Genomic DNA, 18,744 nt, shown 5'->3' with positions numbered 1-18,744 from the left:
ACCGCGGTATTTGACGGTGGCGACACAGTCGTGACGCACCAGTAACCGACAAAACGTACACTGCGACACTGTGTCCTTTGCCGATGCCACGATCGAGCGGTTGCCGCGGCTGATCCGACCGTATGCGGAACGCCATCACGAACTCATCAAGTTCGCCATTGTCGGGGCTACCACATTCATCATCGACTCGGCGATCTTCTACACCCTCAAGTTGACGATTCTGGAGCCCAAGCCGGTGACCGCCAAGGTCATCGCCGGCATCGTCGCAGTCATCGCGTCCTACATCCTGAACAGGGAATGGAGCTTCCGGCAGCGCGGCGGTCGGGAACGCCACCACGAGGCGCTGTTGTTCTTCGTGTTCAGCGGTGTCGGCGTGCTGCTGTCCATGGCGCCGCTGTGGTTCTCCAGCTACATCCTGGAACTGCGGGTGCCGCACGTCTCGCTGACGGTGGAGAACATCGCCGACTTCATCTCGGCGTACATCATCGGCAATCTGCTTCAGATGGGATTCCGGTTCTGGGCGTTCCGGCGCTGGGTATTCCCCGACGAGTTCGGCCGAACCGCGGATCAGGCGCTGGAATCCACTCTCACCGCCGGCGGGATCGCCGAGGCGCTCGAGAACAACATCGAGGGCGGCGGCACCGTTACGCCGCTGCGCGCCTGGCGATCACGCCGCAGCCGGTTTTCTCAACTCGGCGATTCCTCGGACCCGAGGGTGTCGAAGACCTCGTGATACAGCAGCGCGTGGACTTGCTCCACGCGCGGAATGTCGTAGAACTCCAACGGGTCCTGTGACGCCGACTCGATGATCAGCGTCCCAGTGCGCAAGATCCGATCGATGATTCCGTGCCGGAATTCCACGCTGTTGATGCGGGCCAGCGGAATGTCGATTCCGCTGCGGCTCAACACTCCGTGGCGAAACATCACCCGCCGGTCGGTAATCACGAAATGGGTGGTCAGCCAGGTCAGGAACGGCCACAGCGTCAGCCAGCCGACAACCACCAGCCAGATCGCCCAGATGACCGCGAAGGTGATGTTCTTGGCGTTGCGATCCCAATCGGTGGTGCTGACAACGGCGGCGACGAATGACGCCAGCGCCGTGGCCAACAGCAGGACGAGGACCGCGCCGATCAGCCGCTTCCAGTGCGGGTGTCGATGCAACACCACCTGTTCGTCGCCGGCCAGCACGTTATCGGGGTAACCCACGGCAGCACTCTAGACGGCAGAACGCAGATGCGTGATGTCTCCGGCCGAGACCGTCACGGTCTGAGCACCGGTGTCCACGCACAGTCGGCCCAACTCGTCGACGCCCTGAGCCACGCCGACGACCTCCCGATCGCCGGGCAGCAGCGCCTGCACTCGTGAACCCAACGTCACGCTGTAGCGCTGGTAGTCAGCCAACAGCTTCGGGTCGGCGCCGCCGGCGGTTCGCCAAGCATCGATTCGACTGGCCAGTTCGCGAAGTATGCGGTGGGCCAATGCGTTTCGATCAGCTGTCGATCCCGTCATCAGCAGCGAGGTGGCCACCGGGTCGGGTGCTTCCGCTGCCGTCAGTGTCACGTTGAGGCCCAGCCCGACGACGATCGCCGCCGCCGGCGCGGCAACTTCGGCGAGAATCCCGGCCAGCTTGCCGTCGCCGACCAGCACGTCGTTGGGCCACTTGAGGCCCGCGGTGACGTCGGCTTCTGCGGCCAGCGCGTCGACGACGGCAACACCGGTAGCCAGTGGCAGCCAACCCCAACCCGACCGGGGCACCGAGGAACCGTCGACGCCCACAGATAAGGCGACCTGAGTGCGTGGCGGTGCCGACCACTGCCGGCCATGGCGCCCGCGACCGGCGTTCTGATATTCGGCCAGCAACACTGACCCGTTGATGTCTTCGCCGGCGGCCGACCGGGCCAGTAGGTCGGCGTTGGTGGAGCCGGTCTCGGCGACCACGTCGAGCCGACGCCATGCCAGCTCCGGCCCGACCAGTCCATCGCCGATCACCGCCGCGTCTAGCGGCGGCCGGGGCAGGTCAGCGTCCATTTGGCGATTTTTTCACGTTGAGTCTGCGGCTACCAGGCAAATGTGTGAGTGGACTGCCTGGTGAACGCAGAATCAACGCGCCGACCGGCATGCCCGCGATTCGGCCCACCGATCGAGCGCGGCTAAGCTCGTCACCCATGACGAGCGTTTCCGAGAGCCATGTCGAAGCGGCCGCTGAGCACGAGATCGACATCCACACCACCGCCGGCAAGCTGGCCGAACTGCGCAAGCGGGCCAACGAGACGCTGCATCCGGTCGGTGAGGCCGCAGTCGAGAAGGTGCACGCCAAGGGCAAGCTGACCGCCCGCGAGCGCATCACCGCGCTGCTCGACGAGGACTCGTTCGTCGAACTCGACGCGCTGGCCAAGCACCGCAGCACCAACTTCGGGCTCGGCGAGAAGCGGCCGGTCGGCGACGGCGTCGTCACCGGCTACGGCACAATCGACGGCCGCGACGTGTGTGTCTTCAGCCAGGACGTCACGGTGTTCGGCGGCAGCCTCGGCGAGGTGTACGGAGAGAAGATCGTCAAGGTCCAGGAGCTGGCGATCAAGACCGGCCGCCCGCTGATCGGCATCAACGACGGCGCCGGCGCGCGCATCCAAGAGGGCGTCGTCTCGCTGGGGCTCTACAGCCGGATCTTTCACCGCAACATCCAAGCTTCGGGCGTGATCCCGCAGATCTCGCTGATCATGGGCGCCGCGGCCGGTGGGCACGTCTACTCCCCCGCGCTGACCGACTTCGTCGTGATGGTCGACCAGACCAGCCAGATGTTCATCACCGGCCCGGACGTGATCAAGACGGTCACCGGTGAGGACGTCACGATGGAGGAGCTGGGCGGCGCGCACACCCACATGGCCAAGTCCGGCCTGGCGCACTATGTGGCCTCCGGCGAGCAGGACGCTTTCGACTACGTCCGCGAGCTGCTGAGCTACCTGCCGCCCAACAACTTCACCGATCCGCCGCGCTACCCGGTGCCGATCCCCGACGGTGCCATCGAAGACAACCTCACCGACGAGGACATCGAGCTGGACACGCTGATCCCGGACTCGCCGAACCAGCCGTACGACATGCACGAGGTGATCACCCGAATCCTCGACGACGACGAGTTCTGCGAGGTGCAGGCCGGTTACGCGCAGAACATCGTGGTCGGGTTCGGCCGCGTGGACGGCCGACCGGTCGGGATCGTGGCCAACCAGCCCACCCAGTTCGCCGGCTGCCTGGACATCAACGCCTCGGAGAAGGCGGCCCGCTTCGTGCGGACCTGCGACTGCTTCAACATCCCGATCGTCATGCTGGTCGACGTGCCGGGCTTTCTGCCGGGCACCGGGCAGGAGTACAACGGCATCATCCGCCGCGGCGCCAAGCTGCTGTACGCCTACGGTGAGGCCACCGTCGCCAAGATCACCGTCATCACCCGCAAGGCCTACGGCGGCGCCTACTGCGTGATGGGGTCCAAGGACATGGGCGCCGACGTCTGCGTGGCCTGGCCGACGGCGCAGATCGCGGTAATGGGCGCCTCCGGCGCGGTCGGGTTCGTCTACCGCCAGCAGCTGAAGGAAGCGGGCGAGGACGGCCGGGATGTTGACGCGCTGCGCTTACAGCTGCAGCAGGAGTACGAGGACACTCTGGTCAACCCCTACGTTGCCGCCGAGCGCGGCTACGTCGACGCGGTGATTCCGCCGTCGCACACCCGCGGCTACGTGGCGACCGCGCTGCGGCTGCTGGAACGCAAGATCGCCCAGACGCCGCCCAAGAAGCACGGAAACATTCCGCTGTGACCGACGGGACCGAGATGAGCGACCAGGAGCATGCACACGAGCCGCATATCGCGGTGCTCAAAGGCAACCCGACCGACGAGGAATTGGCCGCGCTGATCGCGGTATTGGGCAGCGCCGGCGGCGGCGCGGCCGAGGCGGTGCAGCCCCAGCGCAGCCGGTGGGGCCTGCCTATCGACAAGCTGCGCTACCCGGTATACAGCTGGCAGCGTGTGACGCTGCTGGAACGGACGCACATGCGCCGATGACGATGCAGTGCGCAGCGATGAGGAGGAATGGCGCCATCCAGCCGCGCCGATGACCCGGCTGGTGCTCGGGTCCGCCTCGCCCGGTCGGCTCAATGTGCTGCGTCAAGCCGGCATCGAGCCGCTGGTCGTGGTCTCCGGCGTCGACGAGGACGCCGTCATGGCGGGGCTGCCATCAGATGCCTCATCCGCTGAAGTTGTCTGCGCGCTGGCGCGAGCCAAGGCCGAGCAGGTGGTCACTAGCCTGGAGGCGTCCGTCGCCGCGGATTGTGTTGTCATCGGCTGTGATTCGATGCTGGACGTCGATGGCCGGCTGGTCGGCAAACCAGGCTCGGCCGATGCCGCACAAGCCCAATGGCATTCGATGGGCGGCCGGTCCGGCCAGCTGCACACCGGCCACTGTCTGGTCCGCCTCCACGACGGCGCCATCGCCGCATGCGAAGTCGAATCATCGTGCACCACAGTGCATTTCGCTAGCCCCCAGCGAGAGGACCTGCAGGCGTACATCGATAGCAGCGAGCCGCTGCGCGTCGCCGGCGGCTTCACGATCGATGGGCTCGGTGGCTGGTTCGTCGACCGGATCGAGGGCGATCCATCGACCGTCATCGGCATCAGCCTGCCGTTGACCCGCCGGTTGTTGCAGCGCGTCGGGTTGTCCGTCAGCGCGCTGTGGGCAGACAACGCCGTCGGCTAAGCGCGGAGTCCAACGACGTCATCGAGATTGCGTTCAGGGCTGTGATTCCTCGAAATTCACGACCCTGGGCGCAATCTCAACACGTAGTGTCATCGCGATGACGACGTGGACCGAGTTCATGGTCGACGCGCCTCGGATCGCCACGGTCTTCACCCGCCGCCATCGCGCCACCGGCAACCTGTGCCTGCTTGCCACGCTTCGCTCCGACGGGTTTCCACGGATCAGTGCGATGGAGCCGCGAATCTTCGAGGGCCATCTGTGGCTCGTTGGCATGCCCGGCACCACCAAGTTCGCTGACCTAGCCCGCGACCCGCGGTTTTGCCTGCACACCGCCACCATCGACACCCATGTCAGCGAAGGTGACGCGAAATTGTGGGGCATCGCCCACGATGTCCGCGACCCAGCGCTGCACCAGCGTTTCGCCGCGGCGCTCTTCGACGAGACCGGATTCGATCTACGCGGACAGGAGTTCGACCACTTCTACTGCGCCGCCGACATCATCGGCGCCTCCGCGGTGCAGGTCGACGGCGACAACCTGGACATCACGATCTGGAAGCCGGGCCAGCCAGAGATGGTGGTGCGCAAGCATTGACGTCAGTACCTGTGGTCGAATCGCTGATCGAGACCTGATCGCAACATAACCGCGACCGCTCCGAGCCCAGACACACCGCAAATGGTTGCTTAGGTTCGGCCGATTGGCGGCAACACTGGACTCATGCCGGTGGAAGAGACCATGTGGAACGTGCCCGTATCGCGGGATATCGACCGCTATGACACCGAACAGCTCCGAGCCGCACTGGCCAATGTTGTTCGAGACCAGTTGTCGCCGGGCAAGCGACTTTTGCGGGTGGTGAGCTGGTGCCCCAATGGCGGCGCGCTGTTTCGGCCGAGGCCGGACGCCCGCCGCTTTGCGGTGGCCTACGAGGTCGCGCTGAGCGTCTGACTCCGGCGACGCATCGCGACGGTAGGCTCAATGCCGTGCCGCTACCAGCAGATCCCAGCCCCACCCTGAGCGCCTATGCCCACCCGGAACGGTTGGTCACCGCCGACTGGCTGGCCGGCAACATGGGCAAACCCGGCCTGGTGATCGTCGAATCCGACGAGGACGTGCTGCTCTACGACGTCGGTCATATCCCCGGCGCAGTCAAGATCGACTGGCACACCGACCTCAACGATCCCCGGGTGCGGGACTACATCACCGGCGAGCAGTTCGCCGACTTGATGAACCGCAAGGGCATTTCGCGCGACGACACCGTGGTGATCTACGGGGACAAGAGCAACTGGTGGGCCGCGTATGCGCTGTGGGTCTTCACGCTGTTCGGCCACCCGGACGTCCGGCTGCTGAACGGCGGGCGCGACCTGTGGCTGTCCGACGGCCGGGAGACCACGCTGGATGTCCCGTCCAAGACGTCGACCGGCTATCCCGTCGTGCAACGCAACGACGCACCGATCCGCGCTTACAAAGACGACGTCTTAGCAGCGTTGGGTTCTGGCCCGCTGATCGACGTCCGTTCGCCACAGGAGTACACCGGCGAGCGCACTCACATGCCCGACTATCCCGAGGAAGGCGCGCTGCGGGCCGGCCACATTCCCTCTGCGGTGTCGATCCCGTGGGCCAAAGCCGCCGACGACAGCGGCCGGTTCCGCAGCCGCGAGGAGCTCGAGCAGCTCTACGGGTTCATCGAGCCGGACGACAAGACCATCGTGTATTGCCGGATCGGCGAACGGTCCAGCCACACCTGGTTCGTGTTGACTCATCTGCTCGGCATCCCGGGCGTGCGTAACTATGACGGCTCCTGGACCGAATGGGGCAACACCGTGCGGGTGCCGATCGTCGCCGGCGAGCAACCCGGAGCCGTACCGGTCCGATGAGCATGCCCGCGCCGCTGGCCGAGGTGGTGTCCGACTTCGCCGAAGTCCAGGGCCAGGACAAGCTGCAGTTGTTACTGGAATTCGCCAATGACCTGCCAGCATTGCCGGCCGATCTGCAAGAGGCGGCCATGGAACCGGTGCCCGAGTGCCAAACCCCGCTGTTTCTGCACGTCGACGCTCATGACCCCGACCGGGTCCGGCTGCATTTCAGTGCGCCCGCCGAGTCCCCCACGACTCGCGGATTCGCCTCGATCCTGGCCGCCGGGCTCGACGAGCAGCCCGTGGCCGACATCCTGGCGGTGCCCGATGATTTCTACGCCGATCTGGGGCTGGCGGCCCTGATCAGCCCGCTGCGGTTGCGCGGCATGTCGGCGATCCTGGCCCGGATCAAGCGGCGGCTGCGCGAGTCCAATGGGGCACCAGCTGGTTCGGCGCCACACCGCGACGCTTAAACTTCCCCCGACAGACTTGTAAGAGGATTTCTTAAAAAGCAAGCCCTTAGCGACCAGACGTCCAGCCATACAGGAGGCGCAGTGCCTAGTCACGCCAGCTCGAAGATCACCAAGGTTCTCGTCGCCAATCGCGGGGAGATCGCGGTCCGGGTGATCCGGGCGGCCAGAGACGCCGGCCTGCCCAGCGTCGCGGTGTACGCCGAACCCGACGCCGACGCGCCGCACGTACGGCTGGCCGACGAGGCGTTTGCGCTCGGCGGGCAGACCTCGGCGGAGTCCTATCTGGTGTTCGACAAGATCCTGGAGGCCGCCGCGAAGTCCGGCGCCAACGCCATTCACCCGGGCTACGGATTCCTTTCGGAGAACGCCGATTTCGCTCAGGCGGTCATCGATGCCGGCCTGATCTGGATCGGCCCCAGCCCGCAGTCGATCCGCGACCTCGGTGACAAGGTGACCGCCCGCCACATCGCCGCCCGCGCCCAGGCCCCGCTGGTGCCCGGCACTCCCGATCCGGTGAAGGACGCCGACGAGGTGGTGGCCTTCGCCCAGGAGTACGGGGTGCCGGTCGCGATCAAGGCCGCGTTCGGCGGCGGCGGTAAGGGCATGAAGGTCGCCCGCACCATCGAGGAGATTCCCGAACTGTTCGAGTCGGCCACCCGCGAGGCCGTCGCGGCCTTCGGGCGCGGGGAATGTTTCGTCGAGCGCTACCTGGACAAGCCCCGCCACGTCGAGGCGCAGGTGATCGCTGACCAGCACGGCAACGTCGTCGTCGCCGGTACCCGGGACTGCTCGCTGCAGCGCCGCTTCCAGAAGCTGGTCGAGGAGGCGCCGGCGCCGTTCCTGACCGACGCACAGCGCAAGGAGATCCACGAGTCGGCCAAGCGGATCTGCAAGGAAGCCCACTACTACGGCGCCGGTACCGTCGAATACCTGGTCGGCCAGGACGGGCTGATCTCGTTCCTCGAGGTGAACACCCGGCTGCAGGTCGAGCACCCGGTTACCGAGGAGACCGCCGGCATCGACCTGGTGTTACAGCAGTTCAAGATCGCCAACGGCGAAAAGCTGGACATCACCGAAGACCCGACCCCGCGCGGGCATGCCATCGAGTTCCGGATCAACGGCGAGGACGCCGGCCGCGGCTTCCTGCCGGCGCCCGGCCCGGTCAACCGGTACGACATCCCGACCGGGCCCGGCGTCCGGCTGGACTCCGGCGTCGAAGCCGGTTCGGTGATCGGCGGTCAGTTCGACTCGATGCTGTCCAAGCTGATCGTCTACGGCGCCAGCCGTCAGGAGGCGCTGGCCCGGGCCCGCCGCGCGCTGGACGAATTCCACGTCGAAGGACTGGCCACCGTCATCCCGTTCCACCGCGCAGTGGTCTCCGACCCCGCGTTCATCGGCGACGACGACGGCTTCTCGGTGCACACCCGCTGGATCGAGACCGAATGGAACAACACCATCGAACCGTTCACCGGCGCGGAGCCGCTCTACGATGAAGCGGATGCCCGTCCGCGCCAAAAGGTGGTCGTCGAGGTCGGCGGCCGCCGACTCGAGGTGTCGTTGCCGGCCGATCTGGCGTTGTCCAACGGTGGCGGCGACACGGCGGGCGTCATTCGCAAGAAGCCCAAGCCGCGCAAGCGTGGCGCCCTCTCCGGCGCCGCGGCCTCCGGTGACGCAGTGACCGCGCCGATGCAGGGCACCGTGGTCAAAGTCGCCGTCGAAGAGGGCCAGGAAGTCACTGCCGGTGACCTGGTGGTGGTGCTGGAAGCGATGAAAATGGAGAACCCGGTCACCGCGCACAAGGACGGGACGATCACTGGGCTGGCCGTCGAGGCCGGTGCCGCGATCACCCAGGGCACGGTGCTCGCCGAGATCAAGTAGCTCGCGGGCTGATACCGAGGAGCCGGACATAGACCCTATCGAAATCAATGCCGGCACATGGTATCTGCGGGCACTCCGAGCGGACGACCGGATCGACGACCGACCGGTGCTGGCCGAGCTCGGGGTCACCGATCCCGACTACATCGAACGCAGTGCCGCCCAGTGGGCATCGGACAGCTGCTACACGTGGGCGGTATGCGAACCGACGACGGGCGAGATGCTGGCCGAAGTCAAGCTCGATCCGGCGACCGGTGAGATCCGCACCCGAACCCGCGCAACCCACGACCAGCCGGCGGCGGCGGGCAGCGCATCGGTGCGGCGCTTCGCCATGACACTGCCGTCGAAGCCGCAGTGACCAGGGATTCTGAGAATCGCTCTCAGGTCGTTGTCGACCCGACAGGGCGGGAGTAGTGTTCATCACCAGGTTGAGTTAACAGCCGCCCGGAAAAGCGTCAAAGACGTGCGGGAGGCCCAGCCGCCCGCCGCGAGGGGGCATCAAAACCGCCTGACGTGATCCACAGCACGAACACTCGTCGACTGATGGAGTCACCAATGTCTTCCGCCAAGAACAGACGCGTTGAGAGCAGCACCGCTGCAGCAGACGCCGTATTTCCGTCCCAACCGTGGGAAACCCACACCGTCCGATTCACCGCTCAGTGGGTGTCGTCGGTCGCCGTGATCGGTGCGTACGGTGAACTCGACGCGTCGAACGCCAATCAGCTCGCCAATTATGTACAGCGTTGCTCCGCTCATGCCAAGCGAGTGATCGTGGACTTGACCGGCCTGGAATTCTTTGGCACAGCAGGCTTTTCAGCGCTGCACACAATCAACGTCAGGTGCGCTGGCGCCGATGTGGAGTGGGCCGTCGTGCCCGGTCCCGCGGTTTCCCGGTTGCTGCGGATCTGCGATCCGGACCACACACTGCCGACCACGGATTCGTCGGCGGCTGCCCTGCCCACCGACGATGACGAGCCGCAGCGGTTACTCCAGCTGATCCCGCAGGCGCGCTAGCGATTTCGCGAGCAGCCGAGACACGTGCATCTGTGAGATGCCGACGCGCTCGGCGATCTGCGTCTGCGTCATCGACTCGAAGAACCTGAGCACCAACACCGTTCGCTCACGTTCGGGCAGCGCATCCAGCAACGGACGCAACGATTCACGGTTCTCGATTCGCTCCAGGCCGGTGTCGACATCGCCGAGTGTGTCGGCGATGGCGCGGGCGTCTTCATCACCGCTGCCGCCGCTGTCGATGGACAGCGTGTTGTACGAGCTGCCGGCCACCAGACCTTCGATGACCTCGGTGCGGTCCATGTCCAGTTCTTCGGCCAACTCCGTGGCGGTGGGTGCGCGGCCCAGCCGCTGGGACAGGTCGGCGGTAGCGGTGCCCAGCCGTAGATGGAGCTCCTTGAGCCGTCGGGGCACCTTGACCGACCAACTGTTGTCCCGGAAATGGCGCCGAACTTCGCCCATGATGGTCGGGACCGCAAACGAGACGAAGTCCGACCCCGCGTCGACGTCGAAGCGGACGACGGCATTGACCAGCCCAACCCGCGCAACCTGGACCAGGTCGTCGCGTGGTTCGCCCCGGCCCTCGAACCGCCGGGCGATGTGATCGGCCAGCGGCAGGCACCGTTCGACGATCTTGTCCCGCTGACGCTGGGATTCCGGTGAATCGGCCGTCAAACTGACCAGTTCACGGAACATGTCGGGAACGTCGGCGTATTCGTTGGGCCTCGAGCTCGAACCGCCGACAGCTCGCGGTGTCACCTGGCGGAGCCCGCCCGTCGCGTAGTCAGCGTGATGCCGAACACCCCGCCGGATCCATCTTGGGCTCGCCCGTCGTGGAACGTCTGCACGTCATCAGCCAGCGAGGTCAGCACATGCCAGCTGAAACTCCCGGGGGTCACCACCTCCGCGGTCTGGCAGGCTGCCGACGCCTGCACCACCAACTCGTCGTCGCGCGGATCGACCACCAGCACCAACGACGCGTTGTCGGCGGCAGACCGGATCAACCGGGTGCACACCTCATCCACCGCCAGTCGAAGGTCGGCGACTGCATCGAAGTCGAGGTCCTCAAAAGTGCCGACCGCGCCGACCAGAGTGCGCAGCACGGCAAGGTTCTCCAAGCGTGCGGCGACCCGAAGCTCAATGGCGCGGTCACTCCGTTGCTGGGTGTTGCCCGGCACATCGGTAGTGGTCATCTGCCCTCCCGGCATGGTTCGACTGAGACTACCCCCGCGTTGGAGCCGGTTAGTCATGGCCACCGCCGGGTATTCCAGCCGCCATGGACGAGGCTGAGACGACGGAAACTCCCCGCACGCGCCGACTTCGGCGCACTGCGCTGATTGCCGTTATCACGCTGGTCGTCTTGATTCTGGTCGCAGTGGGAATCTATGTCATCGCGTTTGTGATCCTGTCTCCGATGCTGGCGTAGCCGCGTTTTCGCATCGTTGCTGGATGCCGTCGAAGTCATCATTGTGCAGACTTGATACCCCTTCGCTGCGGCGAATAAAACCCAGGAGAATGTGATGGACGACCGCGACGACAAATCCGACGAAGTTCCCGTCGCCGACGCCGTCGAGCAGGACCAGGAAGCCACATCCGTGCCGAGCGTGCTCGAGGGCGAAATCCCGCCGGTAGAGGCGAATACCTCCGACTGGCAAGAGCAGCACCAGGAAATCGTCGGCGGCGACGATGACGACCGCGAGGAGTACCGGCAGTAAGCTTCCGCCGGCCGCGCCGCGGGACTTAGGCTTATTGCCATGAGCGTCACTACCCGGCAAGTTCTGCTGCGAGCTGTTGTGCTGCTGGCCGCGTGGGCGATTGGACTGCTGGTGGCGGCGTGGGTGGTGCCGGGTGTTTCAGTGTCGGTGCCGGGGTTCGTCGTCGCCATAGTGGTGTTCTCGATAGCGCAGGCGGTCCTGTCCTGGTGGATTTTGAGGTTGCCCCGCGCCTATGCGTCGCTCGTGCTGGGGGCCACCGGCCTGGCACTGACTGTGGTCGCTTTGATCATTGCCGCGGCTGTGACACGCGGGCTCGATATCTCCGACACGCCATCCTGGGTTGCCACCACGGTTGTGGTGTGGCTCGTGACCACGGTGGGGGCGATCATGGTGCCCGAGTTGCTCGCCCGCGACGAGGCCGGCTCGGACTGACTAGCATTGTGTTTGTCTCGTCCTACGACGGAAGGCGCGCTGATGGGAGACAGGCATCACGATCCGAGCGATCACTTCCGTACCACCCAGCCCCACGCTGGTATCTCCATGAAGGACAACCTGTTCTGGCCCGGATTTATCCTGCTGGCCGTCGCGGTAGCCGGGATTATCAGCACTGCGGCAGCCGCCGCTTACCAGCATTACGAGTGGCTCGGCACAACAGTGCTCGTCGCCGTGCTCGGCACGGTAACCGGGGCGCTGTGGTTCGTCGTGGAGCGTCGCCGCGTGGTCCGCATCGACGAGCAGTGGCACGTTGCGCACCGCGACGGCCGACCGCACCAGCCCGCGACCTGAGCCGACAGCCCTCAGCCGGCCAACGCGGGGCCGACGATCGGCGGGACGCCCATCGTCAGAGTCAGGACCATCAGCACCAACAGGAACCATCCGGCGCCCTGCCACGCCCACCAGGTTCGACGATCACGCCACACGCGGTACGTGCGCAGGAATGCCCAAAACCCACCGGCCAGCAGGATCGCCGGTGCGCCGAACGCCAACAACGTGCGCTGCGGCGCGCCGCACGCCGCGGTGTCGACCGCCAGCGGACCGGTACAGGTGCTGACCCACAAGGCGGCGACGATGAAAAAACCCACCGCGGCGGCCCCCGCCAACACCGCGAATCGGACGGCCGACCCAATGTCGCCGTCATGCTGCTCGATATGGTCGCCACGTGACCGTTGGCGCGGTATCTGCATCCTGAACCTCGATCCTGCGTTCGGCTGCTCTAGATCCATCGTCCGATCGGTCGCATCAGTTACATCCGGTCGTAGTCAGCCATACCCGACTCCGTCGCGCTCACGCGCGGGAGCGGTTATACCCAGTGGTCGGAAGGGGTAAACGTCCCTGCCGACCGGCGCCGCACGCTACGACGCAACCGCACAGGAGAGCGCCCCGATGACACTGCCCACCGCCGATGAATTGCGCACCCGAGTGCACCGCGCATTGGCCGCTATCGGCGCCTCGCCGACGCTTGGCGAGCCGGGCGGGTCCGGCTTGCCGGCCAGCACTCCCATCACCGGCGAGGTACTGTTCACGGTCGCCCAGACCGGCGATGTCGAAAGTGTGGTCGCGACTGCCGCCCGGGCGTTTCCGGCGTGGCGCGCCACCCCGCCGCCGGTGCGGGGCGCGTTGGTGGAGCGCCTCGGCGACTTGCTCACCGCGCACAAAGAAGCACTCGCCGCCCTGGTGACCGTCGAGACCGGCAAGATCACCGCCGAGGCGCTGGGCGAGGTGCAGGAGATGATCGACGTCTGCCAGTTCGCCGTCGGGTTGTCGCGTCAGCTGTACGGCCGCACCATCGCTTCCGAACAGCCCGCCCATCGGCTGATGGAAACCTGGCATCCGCTCGGCGTGGTCGGTGTGATCACCGCGTTCAACTTCCCGGTTGCGGTGTGGGCCTGGAACACCGCGGTGGCGTTGGTCTGCGGCGACACCGTGGTGTGGAAACCGTCGGAACTGACCCCGTTGACCGCGCTGGCCTGCCAGGCGCTGATTGAACGCGCGGCCGGCGATGTCGGAGCGCCACCTGAGGCCAGCCGCCTGGCCCTGGGTGGTCCTGAGGTCGGCGAGCAATTGGTCGACGACGAGCGCGTCGCGCTGCTGTCGGCGACCGGTTCGGTGCGGATGGGTCGGCGGGTCGGGCCGCGGGTCGCGCAGCGGTTCGGCCGGGTGCTCCTGGAGTTGGGCGGCAACAACGCCGCGATCGTGACGCCGTCAGCCGACCTGGATTTGGCGCTGCGCGCCATCGTGTTCGCCGCCGCCGGTACGGCCGGGCAACGCTGCACCACCCTGCGCCGGCTGATCGTGCACAGCTCGATCGTCGACGAGGTTTTTGAGCGGGTCGTCTCGGCCTACCGTCAGCTGTCGATCGGCGATCCGTCCGACAGTGCCACCCTGGTCGGACCGCTGATCCACGAAACCGCCTACCGCGACATGGTGGGCGCCTTGGACCAGGCGCGGGTCGACGGCGGCGAGGTGATCGGCGGTGAGCGCCACGACGTCGGACCGCCCGGTGCCTATTACGTTGCGCCCGCCGTAGTGCGGATGCCCTCGCCGACGGCCATCGTGGCGACCGAGACGTTCGCGCCGATTCTCTACACGCTCGCCTATGACGATCTCGAGGACGCTATCGCGTTGAACAACGCTGTCCCGCAAGGGCTTTCGTCATCGATTTTCACCACCGACATGCGCGAAGCAGAGCGCTTCATCGACGGGTCGGACTGCGGCATCACCAACGTCAACATCGGCACGTCGGGCGCCGAGATCGGCGGCGCGTTCGGCGGCGAGAAGCACACCGGCGGCGGACGCGAGTCCGGGTCGGACGCATGGAAGGCCTACATGCGCCGGGCCACCAACACCATCAACTACTCCGACCAACTGCCGCTGGCGCAGGGTGTGCACTTCGGCTAGTCAGCGTCGGTGGCTACGGTGAGCTCAAGCGGATACCGAATCCGTCTCTCGATCCCAGACCCGGTGCTTGGCCAGTGCGGCGGCGAAGGCGTCGAAGAAATCGTCGGCCAGGTCGCCTGCGGCGGCTGTCGTCGTCAGCACGCCTTGGGCGTCGACCACATCCGTACTCTGGGCGGTCTGCTCGGATATGCCGGCTTTCGGGAGCAACTTCACGCCCGCCCCGAACGCCGCCACCGGCTTGAGGTGCTTGTAGGCCTCGGTCACGAAGTGCAGCGCATACCCGTCGCCGGACAGCGTTTCAATGGCGTCGGGTCCGCACGGCACCACCACCGCGTCATACAGCACCGAAGCCACGCTGTTGATGGCGCGGTCCACCGCGAGCTCGCCGCCGGAGCCACCGGACAGCGTCCCGCCTCCGATCGGTGCCAGCACCTCGGCGATCGCGCCGCGCTGCCGCATCGCCTCGATGAACGCTTCGGTGCCTTGCACGTCGACACCGTCGGCGGCCAGGATGGCGATCTTGCGGCTTTCGATGGTGTCGGTGGCGGTGTTGAGCTGGGACAGCGCCGGCGAAGCCGGCATCTTGTCGTCGACGGGTTGCTCGTCAGGCACGGGCAGGCCCAATTGGCCGGCCACCTGGGCGGCCAGGTCGTGGTCGACCAGGTTCAGCTGATCGACGACCCGCGATCGGATTTCGATGGTTTCGCAATGGCCGAGTTCGAAAGCGTATGCGGCGACGATGTGTTTGGCTTCCGGCGCTGACATGCTCTTCCAGAACATCCGCGCCTGACTGTAGTGGTCCTGGAAACTCTCGGCCCGTTGACGGATCTTGTGACCGTCGACTTTTTCGGTGTAGTGCCGGAACACGCCCTCGTCGGCCATCGCGGGGCAGCCACCACCCAGTGAATTCTTGTAGTAACTGGATTTGCCTTTCGGGATGGCGGTTTGGCCGTAGCCGTCGTGTTGGTTGTTGCGGACGTCAGCCACCGGCCGGTTGACCGGCAACTGCGCGAAGTTGGGTCCGCCCAACCGGATCAGCTGGGTGTCCAGGTAGGAGAAATTGCGGAACTGCAGCAGCGGGTCGTTGGTGAAGTCGATGCCGGGCACCACGTTGGCGGTGCAGAACGCGACCTGCTCGGTTTCTGCGAAGAAGTTGTCCGGGTTGCGGTTGAGCACCATCTTGCCCACCGGCCGAACCGGAACTTGTTCCTCCGGAATGATTTTCGTCGCGTCCAGCAGATCGAACTCGAAGTTGAACTCGTCGCTTTCACCGATCAGCTGCACACCGAGCTCGTACTCGGGATACTGACCGGCCTCGATGGCGTCCCACAGGTCGCGCCGGTTGAAGTCGGGGTCTTTGCCGGCGACCTTTTGGCATTCGTCCCATACCAGCGAATGCACGCCGAGCTTCGGCTTCCAGTGGAACTTCACGAATGTGCCCTCGCCCTTGGCGTTGACGAACCGGAAAGTGTGCACGCCGAAGCCCTGCATCATTCGATAACTGCGCGGCAACGACCGATCCGACATCAGCCACATGATGGTGTGCAGCGTTTCGGGCTGCAGCGACACGAAGTCCCAGAGCGTGTCGTGGGCGGATTGGGCCTGCGGAATCTCGTTGTGCGGTTCGGGTTTGACCGCGTGCACAAAATCGGGGAACTTGATTCCGTCCTGGATGAAGAACACCGGGAAGTTGTTGCCGACCAAGTCGTAATTGCCTTGGTCGGTGTAGAACTTGGTGGCGAACCCGCGCACGTCGCGCACGGTGTCAGCAGAACCGCGAAAGCCGGCGACCGTGGAGAACCGCACAAACACCGGCGTTTGCTTGCCCGGTGTGGTCAGGAACTTCGCGACGGTGTATTCGGCAAGTGCGTCGTCATAGGGCTCGAAGTAGCCGTAGGCGCCGCTGCCCCGGGCATGGACGACGCGCTCGGGGATGCGCTCGTGGTCGAAGTGGGTCACCTTCTCCCGAGCATGGAAGTCCTCCAGGAGCGTGGGACCGCGTGCACCGGCACTGAGCGCATCGTCGGTGTGATCGACCCGGACTCCTTGCTGAGTGGTTAAGTACCCGGTGCTGCGGTCGACTCGGTATTGGTCAAGCTGCTGTTGCTTTTCATTTTCGTTGTCTGCCATCGCGTCCCTCCGGGATAGGAATTCGCACGCTGGGTACCCATACCGGATTTAGACAAACGCTCGACAGGCGCGCGCCGCCTCGGCGTCAGTTCGCCCGCGGCAACTGGCCTGGCTTGTATCCGAACACCGCCGAGGTCGGCCCGATCAGATGGCGCGCCTTGACGTCGACCAAGCCGTGGGCCCTAAACATCTCGACACACTCGGCAACCGAAGATTCGTAGCCCTCGCGAGTCTCGAGCATGACATTGAGGCTCGACAGCAGGCTGGCGTAGTTGTGACGGTGACCGGGGTCGACCATGGCGTCATAGACGATCACGGCACCGCCCGGCGGAATCGCGGCATACGCCTTATCGATCAGTTCCCGCCGGGTGGACTGGTTGTAGCCGTGGAACACGTGGCCGAAGGAAACGACATCGGCGGGTGGTAGGGGATCCTCGAGGCAATCGCCGGCGATGAAGCGGACCCGGTCCTTGAGCCCGAACGACGCGACATACTCCTCGAAGACCGGCTGCACTGCGGCGAAGTCGAAACCGGCGCCGCGTAGGTGCCGGTGCGTGAGCGCGACCCGTACCGGAAGTGCACCCTGGGCCGAGCCGACGTCGAGGAACGTCCGGAAACGCTTCCAGGGGAATCGGACAGCCAGCAGGGTGGCCTCGACGGTCGAAACGCCCGTCATCCCGGTCAGGAATTCCCGCATCGCCGCAGGATCCCGGTAGAGCGTGGAAAAGAACTTGTCTTCGCCCTGTCCTTCCTCGGCGGCGGGACGCCCCGTCCGCAGCAGATCCGGAAGGCCGCACCACAGCTCGTAGAGGCGTTTGCTGGACAACTCCATCAGTCCGGCGGCATAGCTCGGCTTGGCTCTATCCAGGAAAATGGCGCTGCGCGCCGAGTTGGAATACCGCCCCGACCGGTCGCGGCGCAGCAGCCCGAGGGCAACCAGCGCATCCAGCGCGTCGCCGGCGGCCCGGGGGTGCCAGCCGAAGGCTTCGATCAGCTCCCCTCTCGTCCGCGGCCCCTCGGCCAATTCGGTGAAGACACCGCATTCGACGGCGGTCAGGACGAGCCGGGAGGACCAGAACGCCATCCCCGTCTCCACGATCTGCTGCGGGCCGGCGATGCGCTGAACCACCCGTCCCACTAGCGGGCTCTGGAAGACTCGCATGATCAGCCGCTCCCGCCGGATGTCGCGCGCCCGGTAGCTGATCAATGGAGCGGCGGCCTTCTGCAATCCCTTATCGCGGCGTGCCATTGGCTAACTTTTACCATTCGCCGGTGCCGACCGGCACAGGTGGTCGAAAATTTGCCCGCATCCGGTTTATTGGACGTTTCGGCTGAATATGATGGCAGCAAACGGCGCAACGGGATGTGCAAGTAGCATCGCGGTATGCCAGCAACCAGACGGCGGTTATCGCCCGAGAGTCGGCGCGCTGAGTTGCTAGCCCTCGGAGCGCAGGTCTTCGGCCAGCGACCCTACGACGACGTCCGCATCGACGAGATCGCGGAGCGGGCCGGTGTTTCGCGAGCGCTGATGTACCACTATTTCCCGGATAAGCGAGCGTTTTTCGCCGCAGTCGTCAAAGACGAAGCCGACCGGCTGTTCGACGCCACCCACAACCTTCCCGACTTGGGCTTGACGCTCTTCGACGAGGTTCGGGCGGGCGTGCTCGCGTACATGTATTACCACGAACAGCATCCGCACTCCTCCTGGGCGGCGTATGTCGGCCTGGGCCGCACCGATCCCGTGCTGTTGGGCATCGATGACGAGACCAAGAATCGCCTGATGATGCACATCATGTCGCGCATCTGCGATATCGAGGGACCCGGAAGCCAGCTCGAGCCCGATGTCGAGAAGGACGTGCACGTGATCGTGCACGGCTGGATAGCGTTCACCTTCGAGCTGGGCCGACAGCGGATCATGAACCCCTCGATCGAAGCGAGTCGACTCGCCGACGCGTGCGCGCACACGCTGCTCGACGCGGTCGCCCGGGTTCCCGGCATCCCACCCGAGCTGGTCGAAGCGGTGGGTCCGGACAAACGCTCATGACCTTG

24 protein-coding genes are annotated in these 18,744 nt (G+C 65.6%); 17 read left to right on the top strand and 7 right to left on the bottom strand.

Annotated elements, in window-relative coordinates; all coding sequences use genetic code 11:
- Positions 1-70: 70 nt before the first annotated feature.
- Positions 71-733: a GtrA family protein gene (locus AC5Y5W_RS21580; protein ID WP_499891216.1), complete on the top strand. Its 663-nt coding sequence runs from the start codon at positions 71-73 to the stop codon at positions 731-733.
- Here the strand turns inward: AC5Y5W_RS21580 and AC5Y5W_RS21575 are convergent.
- Positions 688-1,206 (bottom strand): PH domain-containing protein, encoded by a 519-nt coding sequence (locus AC5Y5W_RS21575; RefSeq protein WP_500012534.1) that lies wholly within the window; start codon positions 1,204-1,206, stop codon positions 688-690. The two genes, AC5Y5W_RS21580 and AC5Y5W_RS21575, sit on opposite strands and share 46 nt — an antisense overlap.
- A gap of 9 nt (positions 1,207-1,215) precedes the next feature.
- Positions 1,216-2,028, bottom strand: coding sequence for a biotin--[acetyl-CoA-carboxylase] ligase (locus AC5Y5W_RS21570; protein ID WP_500012532.1), 813 nt, complete (start codon positions 2,026-2,028; stop codon positions 1,216-1,218).
- Between the two features lie 137 nt (positions 2,029-2,165).
- Here AC5Y5W_RS21570 and AC5Y5W_RS21565 point away from each other — a divergent pair, with 137 nt between their 5' ends.
- From AC5Y5W_RS21565 to AC5Y5W_RS21520, 10 genes are all read left to right on the top strand, one after another.
- Positions 2,166-3,806, top strand: a complete 1,641-nt coding sequence (locus AC5Y5W_RS21565; protein WP_500012530.1) for an acyl-CoA carboxylase subunit beta — start codon at positions 2,166-2,168, stop codon at positions 3,804-3,806.
- On the top strand, positions 3,803-4,051 hold the full coding sequence (locus tag AC5Y5W_RS21560; protein ID WP_500012529.1) for an acyl-CoA carboxylase subunit epsilon: 249 nt from the start codon (positions 3,803-3,805) through the stop codon (positions 4,049-4,051). Before AC5Y5W_RS21565 ends, AC5Y5W_RS21560 begins: the two co-directional genes overlap by 4 nt.
- 49 nt (positions 4,052-4,100) lie before the next feature.
- Positions 4,101-4,742: a Maf family protein gene (locus AC5Y5W_RS21555; RefSeq protein WP_500012599.1), complete on the top strand. Its 642-nt coding sequence runs from the start codon at positions 4,101-4,103 to the stop codon at positions 4,740-4,742.
- Positions 4,743-4,839: 97 nt separating this feature from the next.
- Entirely contained in the window at positions 4,840-5,334 is a 495-nt protein-coding gene (locus AC5Y5W_RS21550) for a pyridoxamine 5'-phosphate oxidase family protein (protein WP_500012527.1), read from the top strand.
- Positions 5,335-5,457: 123 nt separating this feature from the next.
- On the top strand, positions 5,458-5,685 hold the full coding sequence (locus tag AC5Y5W_RS21545) for a hypothetical protein (protein WP_499891226.1): 228 nt from the start codon (positions 5,458-5,460) through the stop codon (positions 5,683-5,685).
- A 35-nt stretch (positions 5,686-5,720) separates the two neighbouring features.
- Positions 5,721-6,614 carry a sulfurtransferase gene (locus AC5Y5W_RS21540; protein WP_500012526.1) on the top strand — a complete coding sequence of 298 codons (894 nt, stop codon included), beginning with the start codon at positions 5,721-5,723 and terminating at the stop codon, positions 6,612-6,614.
- Complete coding sequence (locus AC5Y5W_RS21535) at positions 6,611-7,066, top strand: SufE family protein (protein ID WP_500012524.1); 456 nt, start codon at positions 6,611-6,613, stop codon at positions 7,064-7,066. Before AC5Y5W_RS21540 ends, AC5Y5W_RS21535 begins: the two co-directional genes overlap by 4 nt.
- 81 nt (positions 7,067-7,147) lie before the next feature.
- Complete coding sequence (locus AC5Y5W_RS21530) at positions 7,148-8,944, top strand: acetyl/propionyl/methylcrotonyl-CoA carboxylase subunit alpha (RefSeq protein ID WP_500012522.1); 1,797 nt, start codon at positions 7,148-7,150, stop codon at positions 8,942-8,944.
- 28 nt (positions 8,945-8,972) lie between these two features.
- Positions 8,973-9,299 carry a hypothetical protein gene (locus AC5Y5W_RS21525; protein WP_500012597.1) on the top strand — a complete coding sequence of 109 codons (327 nt, stop codon included), beginning with the start codon at positions 8,973-8,975 and terminating at the stop codon, positions 9,297-9,299.
- Between the two features lie 197 nt (positions 9,300-9,496).
- The gene (locus tag AC5Y5W_RS21520; RefSeq protein WP_500012520.1) at positions 9,497-9,955 is read left to right on the top strand and encodes an STAS domain-containing protein; all 459 of its coding nucleotides are present in this window, start codon (positions 9,497-9,499) and stop codon (positions 9,953-9,955) included.
- Here AC5Y5W_RS21520 and AC5Y5W_RS21515 read toward each other — a convergent pair.
- Both AC5Y5W_RS21515 and AC5Y5W_RS21510 read right to left on the bottom strand, forming a co-directional pair.
- On the bottom strand, positions 9,926-10,711 hold the full coding sequence (locus tag AC5Y5W_RS21515; protein WP_500012518.1) for an RNA polymerase sigma factor SigF: 786 nt from the start codon (positions 10,709-10,711) through the stop codon (positions 9,926-9,928). The two genes, AC5Y5W_RS21520 and AC5Y5W_RS21515, sit on opposite strands and share 30 nt — an antisense overlap.
- Complete coding sequence (locus AC5Y5W_RS21510) at positions 10,708-11,145, bottom strand: anti-sigma factor (protein WP_500012516.1); 438 nt, start codon at positions 11,143-11,145, stop codon at positions 10,708-10,710. Before AC5Y5W_RS21510 ends, AC5Y5W_RS21515 begins: the two co-directional genes overlap by 4 nt.
- A gap of 83 nt (positions 11,146-11,228) precedes the next feature.
- Here AC5Y5W_RS21510 and AC5Y5W_RS21505 point away from each other — a divergent pair, with 83 nt between their 5' ends.
- The 4 genes from AC5Y5W_RS21505 to usfY all read left to right on the top strand — a co-directional run bounded on the left by AC5Y5W_RS21505 (position 11,229) and on the right by usfY (position 12,453).
- The gene (locus AC5Y5W_RS21505; RefSeq protein WP_499891239.1) at positions 11,229-11,378 is read left to right on the top strand and encodes a hypothetical protein; all 150 of its coding nucleotides are present in this window, start codon (positions 11,229-11,231) and stop codon (positions 11,376-11,378) included.
- 94 nt (positions 11,379-11,472) lie between these two features.
- A complete protein-coding gene (locus AC5Y5W_RS21500) occupies positions 11,473-11,667 on the top strand; it encodes a hypothetical protein (RefSeq protein WP_500012514.1) in 195 nt (64 codons plus the stop codon).
- A gap of 39 nt (positions 11,668-11,706) precedes the next feature.
- Positions 11,707-12,099, top strand: coding sequence for a hypothetical protein (locus AC5Y5W_RS21495; protein ID WP_500012512.1), 393 nt, complete (start codon positions 11,707-11,709; stop codon positions 12,097-12,099).
- A 42-nt stretch (positions 12,100-12,141) separates the two neighbouring features.
- Complete coding sequence (gene usfY, locus AC5Y5W_RS21490; RefSeq protein WP_500012510.1) at positions 12,142-12,453, top strand: protein UsfY; 312 nt, start codon at positions 12,142-12,144, stop codon at positions 12,451-12,453.
- A gap of 11 nt (positions 12,454-12,464) precedes the next feature.
- On the opposite strand, the gene AC5Y5W_RS21485 is transcribed toward usfY, so the two are convergent.
- Positions 12,465-12,851: a hypothetical protein gene (locus tag AC5Y5W_RS21485; RefSeq protein ID WP_499891246.1), complete on the bottom strand. Its 387-nt coding sequence runs from the start codon at positions 12,849-12,851 to the stop codon at positions 12,465-12,467.
- A gap of 199 nt (positions 12,852-13,050) precedes the next feature.
- Here AC5Y5W_RS21485 and amaB point away from each other — a divergent pair, with 199 nt between their 5' ends.
- Positions 13,051-14,565, top strand: coding sequence for an L-piperidine-6-carboxylate dehydrogenase (gene amaB / locus AC5Y5W_RS21480; RefSeq protein WP_500012508.1), 1,515 nt, complete (start codon positions 13,051-13,053; stop codon positions 14,563-14,565).
- Positions 14,566-14,589: 24 nt separating this feature from the next.
- On the opposite strand, the gene AC5Y5W_RS21475 is transcribed toward amaB, so the two are convergent.
- Both AC5Y5W_RS21475 and AC5Y5W_RS21470 read right to left on the bottom strand, forming a co-directional pair.
- On the bottom strand, positions 14,590-16,695 hold the full coding sequence (locus AC5Y5W_RS21475; RefSeq protein ID WP_500012506.1) for a catalase: 2,106 nt from the start codon (positions 16,693-16,695) through the stop codon (positions 14,590-14,592).
- An 85-nt stretch (positions 16,696-16,780) separates the two neighbouring features.
- A complete protein-coding gene (locus AC5Y5W_RS21470) occupies positions 16,781-17,944 on the bottom strand; it encodes a methyltransferase (RefSeq protein WP_500012505.1) in 1,164 nt (387 codons plus the stop codon).
- Positions 17,945-18,079: 135 nt separating this feature from the next.
- Here AC5Y5W_RS21470 and AC5Y5W_RS21465 point away from each other — a divergent pair, with 135 nt between their 5' ends.
- Positions 18,080-18,739, top strand: a complete 660-nt coding sequence (locus AC5Y5W_RS21465) for a TetR/AcrR family transcriptional regulator (protein ID WP_499900678.1) — start codon at positions 18,080-18,082, stop codon at positions 18,737-18,739.
- Positions 18,740-18,744 lie beyond the last annotated feature (5 nt).

It is taken from the genome of Mycobacterium sp. NGS51, from assembly GCF_059812525.1.
This window is presented reverse-complemented; position numbering and strand designations above follow the sequence as displayed.

Coding starts and splice junctions, on each gene's coding strand:
- usfY (WP_500012510.1), top strand. CDS start 12,142: ATGGGAGACAGGCATCACGATCCGAGCGATCACTTCCGTACCACCCAG.
- AC5Y5W_RS21550 (WP_500012527.1), top strand. CDS start 4,840: ATGACGACGTGGACCGAGTTCATGGTCGACGCGCCTCGGATCGCCACG.
- AC5Y5W_RS21570 (WP_500012532.1), bottom strand. CDS start 2,028: ATGGACGCTGACCTGCCCCGGCCGCCGCTAGACGCGGCGGTGATCGGC.
- AC5Y5W_RS21505 (WP_499891239.1), top strand. CDS start 11,229: ATGGACGAGGCTGAGACGACGGAAACTCCCCGCACGCGCCGACTTCGG.
- AC5Y5W_RS21535 (WP_500012524.1), top strand. CDS start 6,611: ATGAGCATGCCCGCGCCGCTGGCCGAGGTGGTGTCCGACTTCGCCGAA.
- AC5Y5W_RS21485 (WP_499891246.1), bottom strand. CDS start 12,851: ATGCAGATACCGCGCCAACGGTCACGTGGCGACCATATCGAGCAGCAT.
- AC5Y5W_RS21495 (WP_500012512.1), top strand. CDS start 11,707: ATGAGCGTCACTACCCGGCAAGTTCTGCTGCGAGCTGTTGTGCTGCTG.
- AC5Y5W_RS21475 (WP_500012506.1), bottom strand. CDS start 16,695: ATGGCAGACAACGAAAATGAAAAGCAACAGCAGCTTGACCAATACCGA.
- AC5Y5W_RS21565 (WP_500012530.1), top strand. CDS start 2,166: ATGACGAGCGTTTCCGAGAGCCATGTCGAAGCGGCCGCTGAGCACGAG.
- AC5Y5W_RS21520 (WP_500012520.1), top strand. CDS start 9,497: ATGTCTTCCGCCAAGAACAGACGCGTTGAGAGCAGCACCGCTGCAGCA.
- AC5Y5W_RS21555 (WP_500012599.1), top strand. CDS start 4,101: ATGACCCGGCTGGTGCTCGGGTCCGCCTCGCCCGGTCGGCTCAATGTG.
- AC5Y5W_RS21470 (WP_500012505.1), bottom strand. CDS start 17,944: ATGGCACGCCGCGATAAGGGATTGCAGAAGGCCGCCGCTCCATTGATC.
- AC5Y5W_RS21465 (WP_499900678.1), top strand. CDS start 18,080: ATGCCAGCAACCAGACGGCGGTTATCGCCCGAGAGTCGGCGCGCTGAG.
- amaB (WP_500012508.1), top strand. CDS start 13,051: ATGACACTGCCCACCGCCGATGAATTGCGCACCCGAGTGCACCGCGCA.
- AC5Y5W_RS21500 (WP_500012514.1), top strand. CDS start 11,473: ATGGACGACCGCGACGACAAATCCGACGAAGTTCCCGTCGCCGACGCC.
- AC5Y5W_RS21510 (WP_500012516.1), bottom strand. CDS start 11,145: ATGACCACTACCGATGTGCCGGGCAACACCCAGCAACGGAGTGACCGC.
- AC5Y5W_RS21545 (WP_499891226.1), top strand. CDS start 5,458: ATGCCGGTGGAAGAGACCATGTGGAACGTGCCCGTATCGCGGGATATC.